This is a genomic window from Vibrio sp. STUT-A11, from assembly GCF_026000435.1.
In the GTDB taxonomy this organism is placed as follows: domain Bacteria; phylum Pseudomonadota; class Gammaproteobacteria; order Enterobacterales; family Vibrionaceae; genus Vibrio.
The window spans coordinates 1315770-1334027 of record NZ_AP026764.1 but is presented as its reverse complement, the minus strand read 5'-3'; the positions used below and the strand labels follow the sequence as shown (position 1 = coordinate 1334027).

At 42.7% G+C, this 18258-nt stretch carries 15 protein-coding genes; 4 read left to right on the top strand and 11 right to left on the bottom strand.

Annotated elements, in window-relative coordinates:
* Positions 1 to 241 precede the first annotated feature (241 nt).
* Positions 242 to 1645: an anion permease gene (locus tag OO774_RS21625; protein ID WP_264906640.1), complete on the top strand. Its 1404-nt coding sequence runs from the start codon at positions 242 to 244 to the stop codon at positions 1643 to 1645.
* Between the two features lie 62 nt (positions 1646 to 1707).
* On the opposite strand, the gene OO774_RS21620 is transcribed toward OO774_RS21625, so the two are convergent.
* Together OO774_RS21620 and OO774_RS21615 are read right to left on the bottom strand one after the other, a co-directional pair.
* Positions 1708 to 2256 (bottom strand): GNAT family N-acetyltransferase, encoded by a 549-nt coding sequence (locus tag OO774_RS21620; protein ID WP_264906638.1) that lies wholly within the window; start codon positions 2254 to 2256, stop codon positions 1708 to 1710.
* Positions 2257 to 2265: 9 nt separating this feature from the next.
* A complete protein-coding gene (locus OO774_RS21615; protein ID WP_264906636.1) occupies positions 2266 to 2721 on the bottom strand; it encodes an NUDIX domain-containing protein in 456 nt (151 codons plus the stop codon).
* 194 nt (positions 2722 to 2915) lie between these two features.
* Between OO774_RS21615 and OO774_RS21610 the strand changes: the two genes are divergently transcribed.
* A complete protein-coding gene (locus OO774_RS21610; RefSeq protein ID WP_264906635.1) occupies positions 2916 to 3821 on the top strand; it encodes a DMT family transporter in 906 nt (301 codons plus the stop codon).
* Between the two features lie 51 nt (positions 3822 to 3872).
* Here OO774_RS21610 and OO774_RS21605 read toward each other — a convergent pair whose 3' ends face one another.
* The 3 genes from OO774_RS21605 to OO774_RS21595 all read right to left on the bottom strand — a co-directional run bounded on the left by OO774_RS21605 (position 3873) and on the right by OO774_RS21595 (position 5818).
* Entirely contained in the window at positions 3873 to 4259 is a 387-nt protein-coding gene (locus OO774_RS21605; RefSeq protein ID WP_263839671.1) for an MAPEG family protein, read from the bottom strand.
* Between the two features lie 63 nt (positions 4260 to 4322).
* A complete protein-coding gene (locus OO774_RS21600; protein WP_264906634.1) occupies positions 4323 to 5045 on the bottom strand; it encodes a sulfite exporter TauE/SafE family protein in 723 nt (240 codons plus the stop codon).
* 383 nt (positions 5046 to 5428) lie between these two features.
* On the bottom strand, positions 5429 to 5818 hold the full coding sequence (locus OO774_RS21595; RefSeq protein WP_264906633.1) for a hypothetical protein: 390 nt from the start codon (positions 5816 to 5818) through the stop codon (positions 5429 to 5431).
* Between the two features lie 364 nt (positions 5819 to 6182).
* Here OO774_RS21595 and OO774_RS21590 point away from each other — a divergent pair, with 364 nt between their 5' ends.
* A complete protein-coding gene (locus OO774_RS21590; protein WP_264906631.1) occupies positions 6183 to 6791 on the top strand; it encodes a response regulator transcription factor in 609 nt (202 codons plus the stop codon).
* Here OO774_RS21590 and OO774_RS21585 read toward each other — a convergent pair.
* From OO774_RS21585 to OO774_RS21565, 5 genes are all read right to left on the bottom strand, one after another.
* A complete protein-coding gene (locus tag OO774_RS21585; RefSeq protein ID WP_264906629.1) occupies positions 6788 to 7675 on the bottom strand; it encodes a LysR family transcriptional regulator in 888 nt (295 codons plus the stop codon). The two genes, OO774_RS21590 and OO774_RS21585, sit on opposite strands and share 4 nt — an antisense overlap.
* A gap of 181 nt (positions 7676 to 7856) precedes the next feature.
* A complete protein-coding gene (locus OO774_RS21580; RefSeq protein WP_264908683.1) occupies positions 7857 to 9218 on the bottom strand; it encodes a GGDEF domain-containing protein in 1362 nt (453 codons plus the stop codon).
* A 2-nt stretch (positions 9219 to 9220) separates the two neighbouring features.
* On the bottom strand, positions 9221 to 9832 hold the full coding sequence (locus OO774_RS21575) for a response regulator transcription factor (RefSeq protein WP_264906628.1): 612 nt from the start codon (positions 9830 to 9832) through the stop codon (positions 9221 to 9223).
* Positions 9833 to 9836: 4 nt separating this feature from the next.
* Positions 9837 to 10991 (bottom strand): EAL domain-containing response regulator, encoded by a 1155-nt coding sequence (locus tag OO774_RS21570; RefSeq protein WP_264906626.1) that lies wholly within the window; start codon positions 10989 to 10991, stop codon positions 9837 to 9839.
* Positions 10975 to 14667, bottom strand: a complete 3693-nt coding sequence (locus OO774_RS21565; RefSeq protein WP_264906625.1) for a transporter substrate-binding domain-containing protein — start codon at positions 14665 to 14667, stop codon at positions 10975 to 10977. Before OO774_RS21565 ends, OO774_RS21570 begins: the two co-directional genes overlap by 17 nt.
* A 468-nt stretch (positions 14668 to 15135) precedes the next feature.
* On the opposite strand from OO774_RS21565, the gene ylqF reads away from it, so the two are divergent.
* Positions 15136 to 16080 carry a ribosome biogenesis GTPase YlqF gene (ylqF, locus tag OO774_RS21560; RefSeq protein ID WP_264906623.1) on the top strand — a complete coding sequence of 315 codons (945 nt, stop codon included), beginning with the start codon at positions 15136 to 15138 and terminating at the stop codon, positions 16078 to 16080.
* 51 nt (positions 16081 to 16131) lie between these two features.
* Here ylqF and OO774_RS21555 read toward each other — a convergent pair whose 3' ends face one another.
* Positions 16132 to 18222: a response regulator gene (locus tag OO774_RS21555; RefSeq protein WP_264906621.1), complete on the bottom strand. Its 2091-nt coding sequence runs from the start codon at positions 18220 to 18222 to the stop codon at positions 16132 to 16134.
* Between the last annotated feature and the right edge of the window lie 36 nt (positions 18223 to 18258).

The following is an 18258-nucleotide window of genomic DNA, read 5'->3' as shown; positions in this document are numbered from 1 at the left end:
TACCGTAAGTCTGTACCAATTATTGAGGAATACGCGATAAAACTTGACCGATATCTCAATGATGAATTTTATGATTTTTATTATTTTAATGAGTTTATTCTCAATGCGTTTGCAGCCCGAATCTACCTCAGCACCCAAGTTAAACAAGTGCAAAAACCACTTCCTCATGAAATTGATTTGCCTCAGTTTTCCTCACCATCCAGACCCTATTATGGAGAAAAATTAACTTGGAGATGGATGTATGAATAATTCCAAAATGAAAATGCTCCTGCTGGTTGCGATAGGCTGTATATTGTGGTTTCTCCCGGCACCTGAAGGACTATCCGATCAAGCCTGGCATATGATGGCTATTTTTGTCACGACTGTGTTAAGTTTGATTCTTGCTCCTTTACCTCTTGGCGCAATGGCCTTAACCGGTTTAACCGTAGCGACATTACTAGATGTGCTACCGATAAAGACCGCTCTCACTGGCTTTGCACACCCGACTATCTGGATGATCGCCGCTGCGTTTTTCATCTCCCGCGGTTTTATCACGACTGGGTTCGGGCGTCGTGTGGGTTACTGGTTTATCGCCAAATTAGGCCACAACTCACTTGGCCTTGCGTACGGCCTTGTTCTAACCGATTTGCTTTTTGCACCTGCGACGCCAAGTACAACAGCACGTTGTGGCGGCATCATCTCTCCTCTATTCCGTTCTGTCGCCAGCGCATACGATTCTGATCCAGAAAAAGGCACAGAAAACCGTATCGGTTCTTTCTTGGTTCAATGTATCTTCCAATGTAATGCGATCACTTGTGCGATGTTCCTGACTTCAATGGCAGGTAACCCTCTCGCCGCTAACTTCGCAAAAGAACAAGGCGTCGAGATCACATGGGCGGGTTGGGCAACGGCAGCGATCGTACCGGGCCTGCTGTGTTTATTCCTTATTCCACTTGTGATGTACTTCGTGTTCCCGCCTGAGTTAAAGAAAACGCCAGAGATGCGCGAAATCGCTCGTCAGAAATTGGCAGAAATGGGCAATATGACTCGTGATGAAATCATGGTTGGTATTACCTTCGTTGGTATGGTGTCACTGTGGGTTCTTGGCCCAACGTTAGGCATTCATTCGACCGTTACTGCACTATTGGGTTTGGTGTTCTTGCTGATGACACGCACCATTACCTGGGACGCAGTACTCGGAGAAAAAGAAGCCTGGCATACCATCACTTGGTTCGCCGTTCTGGTAATGATGGCAGCACAACTTAACAGCCTTGGCTTTATCGGCTGGTTCAGCCAGTCTATGAGCGAATCGTTATCTGGGTTTGGCTGGGTTACAACGGTTGTTGTATTGCTGCTGGTTTACTACTACAGCCACTATCTAATGGCGAGCGCCATGGCTCATATCAGCGCAATGTACTCAGCATTCCTTGCCATTGCTATTTCGGCAGGAGCGCCACCTATGTTGGCCGCTATCGTACTGGGTATTTTCAGTAACCTTTACATGTCAACTACCCACTACTCTTCTGGCCCCGCGCCAATTCTGTTTGGCGCAGGATTCCACAGCCTGCAAAGTTGGTGGAAAATTGGTTTCATCTTCTCTCTCATCGTTATCCCGATTTTTGTTTTCGTGGGTGGCGCATGGTGGAAATTACTTGGTCTTTGGTAAGTCTGGCGAAGGCCTTTCCGAAAAACAAAAAACCGCCGATTAAGGCGGTTTTTTTAAATACGTTATCTTAGAGGCAACTCATAGACTCCCAACCTCTGAGAACGATCCAACATATCAAACTCATGATCCAGGTAGTGTTTCAGTTTCGCCCCAGTACGCTCGGCAATTCTGATACTCGGGGTATTCTCTTCTAAGCAGTGGAATTGGATCGATTGAGCATTCCCTTTCTTTTTAAGGTAAAGGATCAGAATAGAAAGCACCTGATCAATTAGCTGATTACCTCTGCCATGATCCGCAAGCCAATAAGCTATCTCGGTCGCGCGTGTCTCTGGATCGACCCCTTTTGAGCCAATCACTCCAGCAAAACGATCATCGAAATAAATCGCAAACCAATATGCATCGACTGCATTGCTATCGACTCTTTGTGAAATGTAGTGGCGAGCTTCACGTCTGTTGGTCACAAACTCAGGCCAGGGTAAATAAACCGTTAGCCTTTCACGATTGGCATTGACGGTTTCTAGCAGCTCTAAGGTGTGTTTCGACGCCAACGGCTCCATCGATATTCTGTCAGATATCGCAGCGCGTTGTTGTAAATTATCGGCTTGCAGCATTATCTTCCTTTATTCTTGTTCTATGAGTGTGAAAGGAGTCAGTTTGGACTTATCAACGTAATTCATCCACACGTGTTCATAAAGTTTGTGTTGATTTGCAAAAGGCGCCAATTGTTTCGCTTCTTCTAATGTACACCAGCGATATTCAGTATGCTCGTGGTTTAGCGTGACACCTTGATTGGGCTGGCAGAACATAACAAAACAAGGGATCACCATGACACGGTTCTTTTTCGCTTCATAAAACTGCTCTAGAAAGTCGGCGGTATGCAGCTCTACATTGGTTATCTGTGTTTCTTCTTTAAGTTCTCTTAAGATGGTTTGCCACCCTAGCTCTCCCTCTTCTACACCACCTGCGACGTGACACCAGTAACCGCCTTTCACACGTTTTAAGAGCAACATTTTGATCACGCCATCAATCTCAGAAATGACGACACCTGACACGTGGGTTGCTTGTACTGGAATCATGTTATTTCCTCGTGAGTTAGGCAAATTTATACCAACCATAAAACGTAATGTATCGATGCATTGCTAATGATTGGCGAAGCGGATAAATATCAAAGTGTAATGCCATTTTATCGGCAAATTTCATTTTATCTAGTGGCATATTTTGAACGCTGAGTATGTTAAAGTGAGATCTCACGCAACAATCGAGCATTCTCATGTCTAATTCTTTAAGCACCATGGTTCCCATTGGTGTGCGCTTTATGGTTCTTTCGGCTTTTGGTTTCGCACTGATGTCCGCGACGGTCAAACACGTCAGTTTATACGGTATCCCCGTTTTTGAGATCGTCGCAGCAAGGGCTCTGGTTTCCTTAGTGATTAGTTACTTAGATGTGAAGCGTAAACGAATTTCTATCTGGGGAAACAACAAACCTTTATTGTTCATTCGAGGGGCTGTGGGCACCGTTGCGTTAGTCTGCGTATACTACTCTGTCACCACGCTACCTTTGGCAGAAGCGACCATTTTCCAATATATTCATCCGGCATTTACCGCTTTGCTCGCGGTATTTTTCTTAAAAGAGCGGATTCAACCATCAACATTGGTTTGTATCGCGTTATGTTTGCTTGGTATCTACGTGATGGTGCGCCCCGAAACCGGTGCATCAGCGGAACATGCACTACCTCCATTTAGCGTCATGATGGCACTGTTAGGCGCGTTTGGTAGCTCTATCGCATATGTAATCGTCAGAAAATTGAGCCGGACAGAAGACAGTTCAGTCATTATTTTCTATTTCCCTCTTGTCGCCCTGCCTGCGTCGATAATATTGATGGGAGACAATTTTGTTGTGCCTGATCTTTATCTGACCATCATGTTGGTTTTAATTGGTGTTTTCACCCAAATTGGTCAACTTGGTATGACGAAAGCTATGCAGACTCAAGAAGCAGGCAAAGCCTCAGCCTACTCTTATATTCAGATAGTCTTCTCTGGCCTGATAGGTATTGTCGTCTTTGGTGAGCTACCGTCAGTATGGACGTACATTGGCGCAGGGTTAATCGTCACAGGTGCGATGATTAACGCGTTTGGTCGACATATTCGATTACCCTTCGCTCGCAGAAGTGCTTAAAATAGATTGTCAAAGTAACAAGCCCGGCAGAAAACATTCATGCAGGGCTTTTTACCAAATCTTGTCGTAAGGCAGATAAATCACATTCAAAACAACCAACGCAACCATGATTAGAAAAGTCAGCTGCATCCCTTTAACCCGACCTTTAAATCTCTCTTGCAAAATACCTCGCGCGTGAATAATACGCCCAATCACGAAGATGATACCGGTGAGATGTATCCAAACAGGTTGCGCGCCGTTGTACTCCAATAGCGCCATTAATATCAATGTAATGGGAATGTATTCACTCGCATTGCTTTGCGCACTTCGCGCTATTTGAAGCGCTTCGACCCCACCATCTGCGTAAGCGACCTTATTCTTGCGTCTCAGTTTAATAACCTGAATTGCCAGCCAAATCAGTAGTACAGTCAAAATACAAGCGTAGAGAGCGGTAATCATATCCATTCCTTTTGATTTATCGTTCTATCACTATAGTTAATTCACAACGCAGTATCAGACAACCTACAAAGTCACACCCTGCACAATGGCCGTAAAGCCGCTAACAAAACAGAGTGTCAGTGCACCAATTCGGATTTTTTCTTTTGGTAAAGACTGAGTCGTTTTAATCGCTAGCCAATAGCCAAGCGCCGCTGCAGGCAGCAGAGGAATAGTGATAAGCAAATGATTCCATGTGAAAAAGCCAGCGGGTATCTGAACGATCAATGAAATGATAGAGCTTACGACGAAAAAAGCCGATAGGTTACCGCGTAACTGATTAGCTTCTTGATGTTGCAGCAAGAGCGCCATTGGTGGGCCCCCGATAGCTGAGCTGGTACCAAACAAGCCAGAAAAGAAACCCGCAAATGTCATACGAGTTGGCGTTGGTTCAATTCTAAACGGCAAAACACTCACAATCACGGCGAACAGTACTAGAATACCAATCCACAGCGTAAGTGCTTCTGTTGATACAAAGAACAACATGACGCCACCGGCAATAGAACCCGGAATACGCCCTATCAGCGCCATTTTCAAGCCACCAATCTCAACGCTGCTTCGGTGCTTCATTGCGTTCATCAATGAAATAAATAAAGCGACTAAACAGATAGGCGCAGGGACATATTCTGGAGACCAGATAATAAGTAAAGGAGCAGCAACAATTGCTAAGCCAAAACCAATCGCCGTTTGAACGTAGGAGCCAAGAAAGATCAAACCTAACGCAACCAAGTTTATCGAATCGAATTCCATCGAGACCATTCTTATTTTTAATGAGACATCGAAAGCGTCACCAAGTCTCTTACGAACGTGATTCGCTTAACCTCGTGTAGCATTCATGAAAGTAAATGAAAATACAACGTATTTATCCCAATTTACATTGAGAAACCTTACTCAGCGAAAATTTGCTTAGCCATCGTAAAGCTAGCGTCACTTCGTCCCTTTGCCTATCAAGGTGAATACCGAATTTTTAATAAGCTTAATGAATGTCATTAGGTGGTTACAAATACATACAGCAGAGAAGAGCTAAGTGATATGAGCTACGCAGCGATGTATCGGTCTGCAAAAGATAACATTAGATTAAACAGTTAGGCTGGAATGGACAAAAGCACATTAGGTAATAGCCACTGACGTACTTATAAACACTCAGATTCATGCTGTTCTGCTTTTAACTCGAGAACCTGAGTAACGACTTTATCAAACTCAACGCGATCATTACTCAAGCACAGTCCTGACTCAACGACTCCGACCTCATCATTATTGTAGACGGCAACACGAATCTCATATTTCTTAGTCAGGAGGTAGCTTGATCCAAACACAATCGTAAATACAACTACCGACAGGATTGGATGTGCTAAAGCAGCGACAAAACTAAATACAAACCCTATTAGCGCTGCGCGTTTTACCTTGCTCTTACTGTCGTACTCTTTAACGTAAATACTTTTTACATTGGAAATTGCTAATGGTTTCGGGCTGTTTTTACTAACAATAGCCCGACGTTCAACCCAAACTCGCTGTTTAGTCATTTTTACTCCCGAGGCACAATGCATGCTCTGCAACTTAAAGACAATTACTCTGAGGTTTATTATGCAATCTCACTCGTAATTCATCTTCACTAAATCTGAGAGTTAACTCGCATATTAATTCCCAGCTTCAGACACTCAATTTTGTAAAAATATTACACAATTCATTTTTAAGTAGTGTTTTTTCGCCAGAGCCTCCAATTAAGAATCCTATCTTAGCGTTGATAAATCGAATCATTTTGTGAATTTCGTTTTTCGAAAATGTCATTTTCCTTCAGTTATTCAGGAATTTTCCTACAATCATACTCAATCCGATAAGGTTGTATGCGGACAAACCATTAACTTTAATAATTAAATGAGGTCCACTGTGAAAAACGTTCTTATTATTGATGCACAACCACTTTACAGTGATGCACTTGCGACTCTTGTAAACAATGTAATGAATACTGCCGACGTAAAACAGTCTACAAGCAGCGCAGAAGTCATGGACTTAGTTCGAAATCAACGGATTGATTTAATTATCTTAGACGTGGTCGTTGGCGATAGAGATGGTATGCGTTTAGCAAAAAATATTTTAGCAACCGGATACCAGGGTAAGATCCTGTTTATCTCTTCCAAAGACTATTCAAGCTTATCTAAAGCGGCTTACGAGCTTGGCGCGAACGGCTTTTTGAACAAGAACGAGAGTAAGCAAACTATTATGGACGCTATTGTCAGTGTCTCTCGTGGTTACTCCATGTTTAAACTGAAACACACACAGTCTTCAAACAGTGTCGCTTTGTCAAAAAGAGAAGCAATGGTGTTCCACTACTTAGCTCAGGGTTACTCAAATAAGCGAATTTCTGAACAGCTGTCACTAAGTGCCAAAACCATCAGTACTTATAAAACCAGAATTTTGAAAAAGTATCATGCAACGTCTCTGATAGAACTACTGCATACGCTTCCGCAGTCAGAGAGTTCTCGGGTGTTCGGTTAAATCGCCATATGTTTTGCAATGGCACCAGTTAAAAGCTGGTGCATTGCGTCGTGCCGATGGCTTTGCTTCATCTGCAAGACGACTTTTGGCCAACCATCCACGTAGTAAGATTCAGGAACACGTATAAAACGATAACCATCTATCGGTGATTGAAACTCGTGCAATACTGTTGCTGCGCCCATCTCTTTGACGAGTTTAAGAACAGCACTGACGTTATCAAACGTAGCAACTCTATCAATCGTTAAACCTTTCTCTTCCATCACTCGCTTAGCTATTTGTTCGCGCTCTTTCCAGCCAACTATCCCAAGCATGACGAAAGGTAATTCGGCGGCCTCTTCTAAAGTGGTAATACCCGATTCCTCTGACACAACAACAACCGCTGGCGCATAACCAACAAAGTGCTGGTAAATAGATTTTGGCAGCTCATCATTAAAATAGTGCAGTTGAACATCCACTTTACCAAGCAAGATGTCTTCAACTGTATGATCATTATTGGTTGTGATTGTGATATGGGCTTTTGGGAACAGCGCCATCAATTCCATCGCGAGCAAGTGACCGAACGAGTATTGTGCGACTTGAGGCAAAGAGATGGTGATATCTTTCTCGTAGTTTTCTGGATCAAACTCAGAGCGAAGCAAGCATGTTTCTAATTGGTCAAGCGCTTCAGCAATTTGAGGTAATTGGCGCACTAAGTAGTCTGTCGGTTCAAAACGGTGAGGATGGCGAATAAATAACTCGTCATCAAGCTGCTCCCGTAAACGGGAAAGGTATTTACTGACCGATGCTTCGCTTTTCCCTAGTGCTTTGGCCACAGGTTTAAGTTGACGATGCTTTTCTAGCAAAACCAGTATTTTCAACAGGTTGAGATCGAGATCTTTATTCAAAACGAGACACCACTTACGCCGGATATTCTTGAGTACAAAAAGTAAGGCAGCCACCTTTTCAACAAGTGGCTGCCTTAATATAAAAGACTAAAGTTCTCGTTTGGTCAAATTTATCAAATAGTTATGTCATCACACTGTTTGTAGTTTCTTATATTCGTAGCATCAAACCAGCTCCGTGGAGCTAATCTCGTCGTTTTTTCATCTCATACAGCTCTTCATCGGCGCGTATAATCACATCTTCCAGCACTTCATGCTCTTCGCTTGTGGCTAATCCAGTACAGACGCTAATTTCGATATCAAGTGTTTTTAGACGATTGTCCTTGACGACACCCTGTAGTTTTTTTGCAAGCACGGACGCCTGGCTTTGGCTGCAACTAGGCAAGATAGCCAAAAACTCGTCTCCTCCGGTTCGTATAAGATAGTCGCTATTTCTGAATACTTTCTTCATCGACTCAGCAATGATAGCGATCGCATCATCACCAACATGATGCCCATAACGATCGTTAATTTTCTTAATGCGGTTACCGTCTATCGCCATCACGGAATACGGTGCTTCTGCTAAACGGTTTTTAAACGAGTTATCTTTAAACAATCTGCGATTATAGAGCCCCGTTAACTCATCTTTTGTCACATCAGTCAATGCATTAGCAAGTTGCATTTTGTTCTGGTTAGACTCATGAACCTTAGAGAAGTAAGCAAAAGCAACAATAAAAAAGATGAAATACAGATAGCTATAATCCAAGATCAACTTACTGAACGGATACTGGTAAACGATAAGGTTATTGTTATCTGCCATATAAGATTGGGTATAAGCAAAATGCGCCCATGGGTAGTCAGGAAAGTAGATGATCACCTTCTTATTGCCATTATTGATGATCGACCTTACTGCTTTTCCTTCTTCGTAAAGCGCCGTTAAATGCATCTGATTAGAGAATTCCCCAACCAAGTTACCCTGATGGTAAACCGGGCTCATGACGCTCAACGCGTATTCACCTGTAGAACGGCTCTTAAACGGCTTAGAGAACAGCACTCGATCCGTTAATTGACCTTTCCATGCATCTTTAACGCAAGAAATATTCTCTTTGCACACTTCTAAATCGAAAGCGCTTTTATTATTTTCCAACCCTTCAACCGGACGCTCAACGATAAGTTTATTCCCGGTATAAGAACGAAAATACAGTACTGAGTCAGTATCTTTATAAACATTCGACAAGTATTCTTCCGTCTGATGAAATACTTTACGTGCGACTGCTTCAACGTAATTGAGTTCTTTACTTGAATCTAACGAATATATGGCATCTTGAAAACTCAAGTTGGTGCGTGATTCTATCTCTTTAACACTACTATTGTGGTGCTGCTCAAGCTGCGATTCTGTCAGTAAGCCTAACAGAATCACTTGTTGTTTTAGCTTAGATAACTGCTCTACGTAAGAGTTGAACTGCTTACTCTCATATGAAAAGACTACCGCGCCAATAGTGACGACCGACGTAACAAACAGTAAAGTAGCAATGAAGAGTGACAAAGAGACATTTCTTAGGTTCACGTTCATATCACGTCCTTTAAATCTCCCGCAATCCTTGTTAATTCAACAATATTGTCCACATTAAATTTGTCTAACACGCGACGTTTATAAGTACTGACGGTTTTATCGCTGATGGATAATACTTCTGCGATATCGCGGTTCGATTTGCCTTGTAAGAGATATTTCATTACGGAGCTCTCTCTGGTTGAAAGCTGTGGTGCTGCCCTTACTTCACTTGCGACCTGTTTAAACTTAAAGAATGAGTACCCTTTCGATACCGCTTCTATGGCATCTTTGAGTATTTCGTGATTTTCTGATTTACATACATAGCCATCTGCGCCCGAACGAAAGGCCATTTGGCTGTACATTTGACTTGTTTCCGCAGAGAAAAAAATCACTTTCCCAGCATAACCGTGTGACTTGATGCGTTTATAGAAGTCGAAGCCGTCACAGTCGGATAAGTTCACATCTAATATCAATAATTCAATATCGCACTCTTTTATCGCCGTCAGTGCAGCTCTTGAAGAAGTGGCGGTAATCACTTCATCTGCAACACCTAACTCTTCAAGCAGATACTTAATGGCAACACAAACGAGTGGATGATCATCAAAGATTAAGCAGTTTAATTTATTCATATCTTTAGCTCAGTATGGTTATTGCTTCTAAGGGCATTGGTTTATTGATGTAAAAACCTTGGCAAAGGTCGATGCCATATTCACGCATCACTTTCATCGTTGCCTCGTCTTCAACCCCTTCTGCAACAACAGGAATATTTAAACTTTTCGCTAGTGAACGAATGGCAACAACGATATTTCTTTTTTTGGGGTCACTTTCGATACCATGCACAAAAGAACGATCTATTTTTAGTTCGTTGAAAGGCAGTTGCGCGAGCTTTTCAAACGTCGAAGAACCCGTTCCGAAGTCATCGATAGATACCGTGACGCCATTCATTCGCAACTTGAGTAAATTTTTATAGATTGAAGCGCTGGCCTGGAACGTATCACGCTCAGTGATTTCAATCGTGATCTGTGCTGGCTCTATGTGGTGCTCTTGGCACTGATCAAGAAAGCGGCTGGCAAACAGCGTATCTTCTAAGTTTGCGTGATCAACATTGATCGATACTTTTTGTGTGAAACCTCGGTTTTTGATGTCGTAGATGAGATTACTAAATACCGCGTCAAACAGCGCTTTCGACAGACCACATCGCTCTACAATCGGCAAGAAGTGATACGGAGATAAAACACCGTATATCGGATGATACCAACGAGCCAGTGCCTCATAACCAAGTACCTCACCACTTTTCGTACCAACCAATGGCTGATAGTAGTTTTTTACTCGCCCGTCACCTAACGCCGAGATAAACTCACTATCTTCCACTTCGATCGGCGGAGTAAATGTCGCTTTCTTTTGAGTATTTTTCAGCATTCTTGCAACGATGTCAGCGACTTCAAGCTGGTCATAAGGCTTGTGTAATTTGCCGATCACCTCGAAGCTAAAATCACTGCACATGGCTTTGACCGCAGAGATGATGGTGAGATCCATAGCGCTAACTATCACCACTTTGCCTTGAAAGTTGATCTGATCGAGCAATTCCATCATGTCGACGCCATCTCTCCCCGGCATCATAATATCGCAAAATATCACGTCAAAATACGTGGTTTCTGCACACATTATGGCCTCATCTACGCAGTTGAACGGGGCGACATAAGCACCATGCTTGCGTAGAGCGTGAGTCAATAAAGTGGTTTGAAGAGGATGATCGTCGATCACCATTGCATTAAATGTTCTGTTCATGTATTCCTGTCCAGTTCTCTACATTCTCGATCTCCTGTTCGATATGTATAATTATTTCCGCTGCAAACTTATCCAATTCTCCAGCTCTGACCTTCTCCGCCTCAATACAAAGTTCGGTCAACATAGAAATGCCTATGGCGCCTACCGCCCCTTTTATTCCATGAATTACACGTTTTTTATCTGCGTCAGTTGCAGCACTTTTCAACTTAGCAACATCAGCGGCCATCGACTGACTGAAGACTTGTGCGATTTCTGCGGCATCTTGTGATGTAAACTTATCAATCCAGTTCAATGATGAACTTTTTTCTTTCTGTGCGAGAAAAGGAATCAATATGGATTTCAATTTATCCAGGTTGTATGGCTTATAAAGCACATTATTCATGCCTATTTGTTTTGCTTTTTCACTCGCAAGGCGCGAGTCCTCAGCGGTAACGCCTATGACTGGAAGCGCTTTAAATTCCTCTGAAGATCTCACATGCTTAACTAATTCAAAGCCATCCATTTCTGGCATATGGAAGTCGGTCAAAAGTGCAGCGACCTGTTGACTCCGCTGCAGATACTCCCATGCTTCACGGCCGTTATTGACAATCACGGGGTCGATACCAAGCTCACGCATCTGCATTAGAATGATACTTTGGTTGATCGGGTTATCCTCCGCGATCAAAACCGTTCCCTCAGCCCAAGCGATCGACTCTTGAACTAAGTCCGTTGAAATCACATTTTGATGGCTTTGGTCAAACATACTTAATAAGGTGTCAGGGTACTGAATCTCACGTAACGAAAGACAAATTGGCGCGATATCATGTTGACTAAACAGAACACCTTTACAGCGGCCCTCCTGATCTCGTTCTGGTAGCAAGTTTACTGTGTCAGCTTCATTGGATTCTTTCATATTCCAGGTTTCACACCACTGACGAACACTCAATGGTAATGCGTCACTGTATGTCAGTTCTGGAAAGTATTCGTAGTTCAGTTCGCACAAGGAGACCGGAAGCTTCACCACCATCGTCGTACCCAGACCATATTGCGAATCAATCGCAAGTTCACCGCCCATACATTGGACCAGCCGGTCGACAATACTGAGTCCTAGACCTGTTCCACCGTATTTACGAGTAATGGTATCATCGGCCTGAACAAAGGGATCTAAAACGCCTTGTAGTTGGCTTTCTGTCATCCCAATACCGGTGTCTGCCACTTTTAAAATAAGTTGAGACTCATGAACAATGACGCTAATCGCAATTTCACCTTCAGAGGTAAATTTGACCGCGTTAGACAGTAAGTTGGTCATGATCTGGATCAGTCTTAATGAGTCAATGTCCACCAGACGATGGCGAAATGGCTTCACGATAACCTTATAATCCAGACCTTTATCCAGTGCTTTAGGTTCAAAACTACGTAAAACATCACAAAGTGTTGAAAGCAAATCTGTTTTTATTGGTACAACGGTTAACTGCCCTGCCTCAAGCTTGGAATAATCCAGAACTTCGTCAACCAGGGTATTTAAATGGTTGAGAGACAGCATTGCCTGAGAGATGAGCTCTCGATTAGAGGAATCCTCTATCTGGCGTTGAAGTAGATCGAGAATACCGTGCGCCGCAGACAGTGGTGTCCTCAATTCGTGGCTCATGGTTGCCAAAAAGTTCTCACGTGCACGTACCGCCGTTTGTGCCTTTTCTTGTGCATCTATGAGTGCTTGTTCACGTTCTTTCTGATGGGTAATGTCTTGAATAACGGTGAGTACGAACTTTTTCTTCCCACTCGGCGATGAAATAGACTTGCGCTCGCGGTAAACGTGGTTAATACCCAATTTGCAGCCTGACGACGCCACTTCTTCCGTAATGCGCTCGCCTTCAATAACGTTGACTAACTCAGCTTCGTTATCGACAAGGTGTATACCAGTCGAACCACTTTGTAGACTACAACCTTGGCACTGACCCTGTTTATGGCGCACACAGTTACTCATCTCCAAATGATTGTTCTCGTCATGGATAAACACCAGGCTATTAATTTCCTGAATAATCTCCATTAACCACTGCTTTTCTTTTTCTTCGTTATTGGCATTCAGTTCGGCCAGTTTTACCTTTAACCTCAAGTGAGCCAAAACAAAGTACGCCACCACGAGCAACACAAGAAACGCAATCACGCCAGACACAACGACTCTTGTCATATGTTCATCGTCATAGCCATAAACCAAATTGAAGTTTCGGTGCGAACGAAGCAGTTTTTCTATCTCGTTTGAATCAATCGTCTCGATGACACTATCAAGCATGTTTTTTAGCTGCGTATTCTGATTAGACACGGCGAATGCGATTGAGAATATCAGTGCGTCGTGCTCGTTAATCACTAAGCCATCAACCTGATCCTGTGCAATCAAGCTGTGGACAATATCATCGGGGACGTAAGCGATATCCAATTTACCTGATTTCAGATCCATCAATAACTGTTTAGGATCATCGTAGCGAGAGAAGCGATCATGTTGCCACGAGTCTAAATGTACTAATCCTTGCTTTTTTAAACTGATCAAAATGCCCAGCTTCGAATTTTCCGTCGCATCTACATTGTGCTTTTCTGTTCTCACAGACACAAAGTTATTGCGCATAAAAGGTTTAGTCACTAACCAGTCGGAAACTGGCGCTTCATCGACGTAAGCAACTGGTACGAGGTCAGAGTTAAAAGCGGTCAAGCCACTGCTTAAGCTCGTATTGGGCTTAACAAACTGAAATGACAATCCAGTTCTCGATTGAATTAACTCAATGAAATCCGGAAGAACACCATCCAAATGATCAGACTTTGCGCTCTTAAATAAAAACGGATAGGCCTCTTCACTGCTACTGTACGTAATCGTGTGATCACTGCCCAAATGCTTGCGGAATTCCACTAATAACTTATCGTTAATATGGTAAGGGTTTTGCGACGCAACTGAGCGAATATTTTTTCCGCTCTTTTCCCAATTCAGAATCTTATTGATCTGATTAATCAGGTTTTGATTATCTTGTGAAGTAATGAAACTTACCTCTTCATGATGCAGCCACTCAGGTATATCTACCAGTCCTTTGACGATATTGTGCTGGTCGAGGTACTCGCTTATCGCCACATAAGTTGAAATGAGTGCGTTAGCTTGGCCAGAACGAACCTGTTCAAATGCTTCTAGACGAGTTCTTGCATAACTAATGTTGTCGAAACCCTGAGTTTTCAGGTTGTCACAATAAGAGCTACCTTCAACACAGACCCAGTGAATGTCGTGGTGGTCGCGCTGTTTCAGGCTGGCATCTTGATACCAAACTGCAATGGTGCTTGAAAAGAATGGCTGCGAAAACAGGAAGCTACCTTCCCTTTCACTTGTTTTGCTAAACCCAACTGCGCCATCGATGACACCACTCTCTACGTCAGCCAACAACGGAGGAATATGTTTATAAGCACGGACTTCGAGTGTGAGATTGAGTACTTTGGAAATGTTGTTTAGGTAATCAAGATTAATGTCATAAAAGGGACCGATACTCTCTAGCATTGAATCTGTAGAATCGCGCTGAGTAATCACACCAACAACGATGGTTTCTTTTTGTTCTTCACGAGTAGATTGTTCTGCGCGAGTAGATAGCGCAGATGCATTAAAAGAAAACGCGACACTAAAAAGCGTAACGGATAACAAGAAACTTTTTCTTAGAATGCTGAACATAAAGACTTCCTCTGATTGGAAGGTCAGACTAATCTGAAGGGCTAAAAAGTCAAATATCAGACCCTCAGAAAAATAAACATAACGCATTGATATTAATAGTTTATTTTTAAATTCGTAAGGGCATTCCTACAGCATCTTCCACCTTTGACTACACGTTATTTGCGGTCGACATCTCAGCAAATAATTTCAATGACATTGCATCCTACATTTTGAGCAAGAAAAATAGCACAAGCATGAGCTCAAATATTCGACACTTGATACTGGTTAAGCGGTTTTTCTCCATCATCTTGGGTGCTCATTGGTATTACGTGATAAACTACACGACTAATAGCAGAATGAAGCTCAACTCTGCGGTGCATGGAACACTACTTATAACTAACCAGTATGCTGGCCTCATCAAACCGATTCGCCAATCTAGGTTAGTATCCGTACCCCTTATGAGCAGAAGAATTTAAGGTAATAACTCAAATGGTTAACAACTCAATCCAGTGGTTTCCTGGCCACATGCACAAAGCACGTAAAGAGATCGAAGAAGCCATCCCACAGGTGGATGTGATCATTGAAGTACTGGATGCCCGTATTCCTTTTAGTAGCGAAAACCCTTTAATTTCTCAGATTCGTGGTGAAAAACCAGTCGTTAAGGTATTGAACAAGCGCGATTTGGCAGACCCAGAACTGACTCAGCTCTGGATTGATCATCTTGAGCAGGAACAGAATGTGAAAGCCATGGCTGTCACGACTTCTGAGCCTCAAGAAGTGCATAAAATTATGGAACTGTGCCGTAAGCTAGCACCTCACCGCGAAGAGATCGGCAAAAACATTCGCACTATGATCATGGGTATCCCAAATGTGGGTAAATCAACCATCATCAATACGCTTGCAGGTCGTATGATCGCCGTAACGGGAAACCAACCAGCGGTAACGCGTCGTCAACAACGTATCAATCTGCAAAACGGCATTGTTCTATCTGACACGCCAGGAATTTTATGGCCAAAAGTAGAAAACCCGCATAGTGGTTTTCGTCTCGCAGCAACAGGCGCTGTGAAAGATACCGCAATGGAATATGACGAAGTGGCATTTTACACCATCGAATACTTAGCTGCTCAATACCCAGAAAAATTGAAACAACGCTATCAAATCGATGAGCTTCCAGAATCTGACATCGAAATTATGGAAGAGATTGGTCGTCGCCGAGGCGCATTGCGAGCTGGTGGCCGTGTTGACCTGCATAAGGTATCAGAAATTCTGCTTCATGAGCTACGTCAGGGAACACTGGGACAGATCACATTAGAGCGTCCCGAAATGATTACGCAAGAGCTTATCGAAGTGGAAATTGAAGCCGCGCGCAAAGAAGAAGAGAAAGCCAAACGTAAAGAAGAGCGACGTAAACGCTACTTGCGTAACAAACGTTAAATAGCTCGTTGGTGTCTTATGCCTTAAAGCTCAGCATGATGCTGAGCTTTTTTATACCCAGTTTGCAATTTTATCCAGTAAACGGGTTTTATTGGCGGGTTTCACAATGAAATCAGACATGCCTGAAGAGCCGATTTTGTCCAAAGTAAAGGCAGTACTGTCCCCGGTGTAGGCAATAATAGGTACCGAAGAATAATGCTTGTTAGATTTTCGAATCACTCTTGAAGCTTCAATCCCATCCATCACTGGCATTTCGATGTCCATAAGAATCACATCGACGCTATCTGTTTCTAACGCTTCAACAGCTTGTTGACCATTTTCTTTCTGAATCACAGCAAACCCCTGTTTTTCCAACAATATCGCAGTGAATTTACGCAACGACTCGTTGTCATCCACCACCATGATCGTGCGTCCATAAGCAGGTGCTAATGCGGCTACCTCACCATGATCTGATAAGCTAGTCGTATCACGTGAATCAAACAGCACTTGGTCAATAGTATTCGCTGTATTGAGTAACCAAGCCTGCGTCTCTACCCATATCGCCTCATTTACTGGTAAACAAACTCTTGAAGCAGGATGACGCTCAAACAAATAGACGATACGAGCTTCGCTATAGGTAAACAATGCTTCAAGTTGCTTGAGCTGATTTACATCCCCACCTAAGCTATGCAAATCAACAAAAATAGCATCATAGTTAAATTCATGCTGTTTCTGATTCAGTGCTTCATTCACTTGTAGGCAGTTCAATGAAAAGTCCATTTGGCTGCTCATTTCCATACCTTTGCACACCAGAATATCCTGATCAGTGACCATGAGAACCTTCTTCAAGGTGGTCAGCTCTTGTTTAATCCTAGTGACAACCTCAGAGTTTAATGATGGGAACGTCAACGTAAATTGTGTCCACTCTCCAAGAACGGACTTCGCTTCAATGCTTCCGCCATATGAGCACATCACCTTTTTACAGAATGGCAAACCCAGCCCATAGTTTTTTGATTGTCCCGTGGTGTAAAAATCCTCAAAAACATTCCCAATCACATCAGACGCGATACCCGAGCCGTTATCGGTCACAATGATTTTATTCACGGCTCCTTCATTTTTTAACTCGACGAGAATATGAAAATCTTCAGGGCTACGGTGGTGGAATGAGTTTTTAAAAAGGTTGTACATAACATACTGAAGCAGCGTATTGCTCCCCAAAAAGTAAAACTCGTCCTCCACGTCTAAAGAAATAACGCGTTTATCAGTTACGCGATCATAACTAAAACTCTCAATTGCCTGCTGCACGACATTTTTCGCAGAATGCTTTTTGAAAGTGGAACGTGAAATGCGATTCTCATCAATAGAAGTGAGCAATAAGTCAATCGTCTCATTCGCTGAGTGAATGATGTTCATGGCATCTTGACTGACATCATTTAACAACGCGACGTCTTTACCACTCATAACATATTGATCTTTATCCGCTGTTTTTTTACTGGGCAGTATAGAGCGAATTAGCTCAATAGACGTTGAAAGACCACTAAGTGGGTTACGCATTTCGTGTGCGATCCCAGCACCGAAGTATTTCGCCAATGACACTTTTGATTCGTGTTCGATTTGGTTTCGAACATAGAACAAATTGCCAAAAACATAGATAAACAAAAAAATAGGCACATGTGCCCAATTCATAGTGATGTCAATCTGAAAACCTTTTGCTACCCAAGCAAAAAAGAACGCTAACGCGACACCGACAAACGTCTGGACAAACATGACTTTGGTAAGATGTACCAACAATATGTGCAGAAAGATCGCGCACATAAACGACATCACCCACACTTCAGACCAATCATTCATTAACAACATATAGAAGAAGAAAAATGGTAAGCAGAGCGTGATGGTGACCTGGTAATAAATATGAATGTAACGATACAAAAATGGTGGAAAACGGTTTCTGAAAATAATGCCCAAAAATAGTAGTGAGCAGAACAAACGCAGTGAAAAATTCTCATAAGTTTGTGGGAACAGCACTTCCCAAACCAAGTAGTATAGTGGGAAACCAATAAAACCTAGCCAGCCAACAAGTGTGAGGTTGGGAGCTGCGTACTGATAGACTTTACGTATCGCATCCGTATTACCTAACTTGCCAGTTTTACTTTGATGTTCCATATCTGTCACTGATTATCATTGTTATTATCTTTTTAG

Bases quoted from the DNA above. Each gene is read 5' to 3' on its own strand.
- OO774_RS21620 (WP_264906638.1), bottom strand. From the start codon at position 2,256: ATGCTGCAAGCCGATAATTTACAACAACGCGCTGCGATATCTGACAGA.
- OO774_RS21595 (WP_264906633.1), bottom strand. From the start codon at position 5,818: ATGACTAAACAGCGAGTTTGGGTTGAACGTCGGGCTATTGTTAGTAAA.
- OO774_RS21625 (WP_264906640.1), top strand. From the start codon at position 242: ATGAATAATTCCAAAATGAAAATGCTCCTGCTGGTTGCGATAGGCTGT.
- OO774_RS21605 (WP_263839671.1), bottom strand. From the start codon at position 4,259: ATGATTACCGCTCTCTACGCTTGTATTTTGACTGTACTACTGATTTGG.
- OO774_RS21600 (WP_264906634.1), bottom strand. From the start codon at position 5,045: ATGGAATTCGATTCGATAAACTTGGTTGCGTTAGGTTTGATCTTTCTT.
- OO774_RS21615 (WP_264906636.1), bottom strand. From the start codon at position 2,721: ATGATTCCAGTACAAGCAACCCACGTGTCAGGTGTCGTCATTTCTGAG.
- OO774_RS21565 (WP_264906625.1), bottom strand. From the start codon at position 14,667: ATGTTCAGCATTCTAAGAAAAAGTTTCTTGTTATCCGTTACGCTTTTT.
- OO774_RS21575 (WP_264906628.1), bottom strand. From the start codon at position 9,832: ATGAATAAATTAAACTGCTTAATCTTTGATGATCATCCACTCGTTTGT.
- ylqF (WP_264906623.1), top strand. From the start codon at position 15,136: ATGGTTAACAACTCAATCCAGTGGTTTCCTGGCCACATGCACAAAGCA.
- OO774_RS21610 (WP_264906635.1), top strand. From the start codon at position 2,916: ATGTCTAATTCTTTAAGCACCATGGTTCCCATTGGTGTGCGCTTTATG.
- OO774_RS21570 (WP_264906626.1), bottom strand. From the start codon at position 10,991: ATGAACAGAACATTTAATGCAATGGTGATCGACGATCATCCTCTTCAA.
- OO774_RS21555 (WP_264906621.1), bottom strand. From the start codon at position 18,222: ATGGAACATCAAAGTAAAACTGGCAAGTTAGGTAATACGGATGCGATA.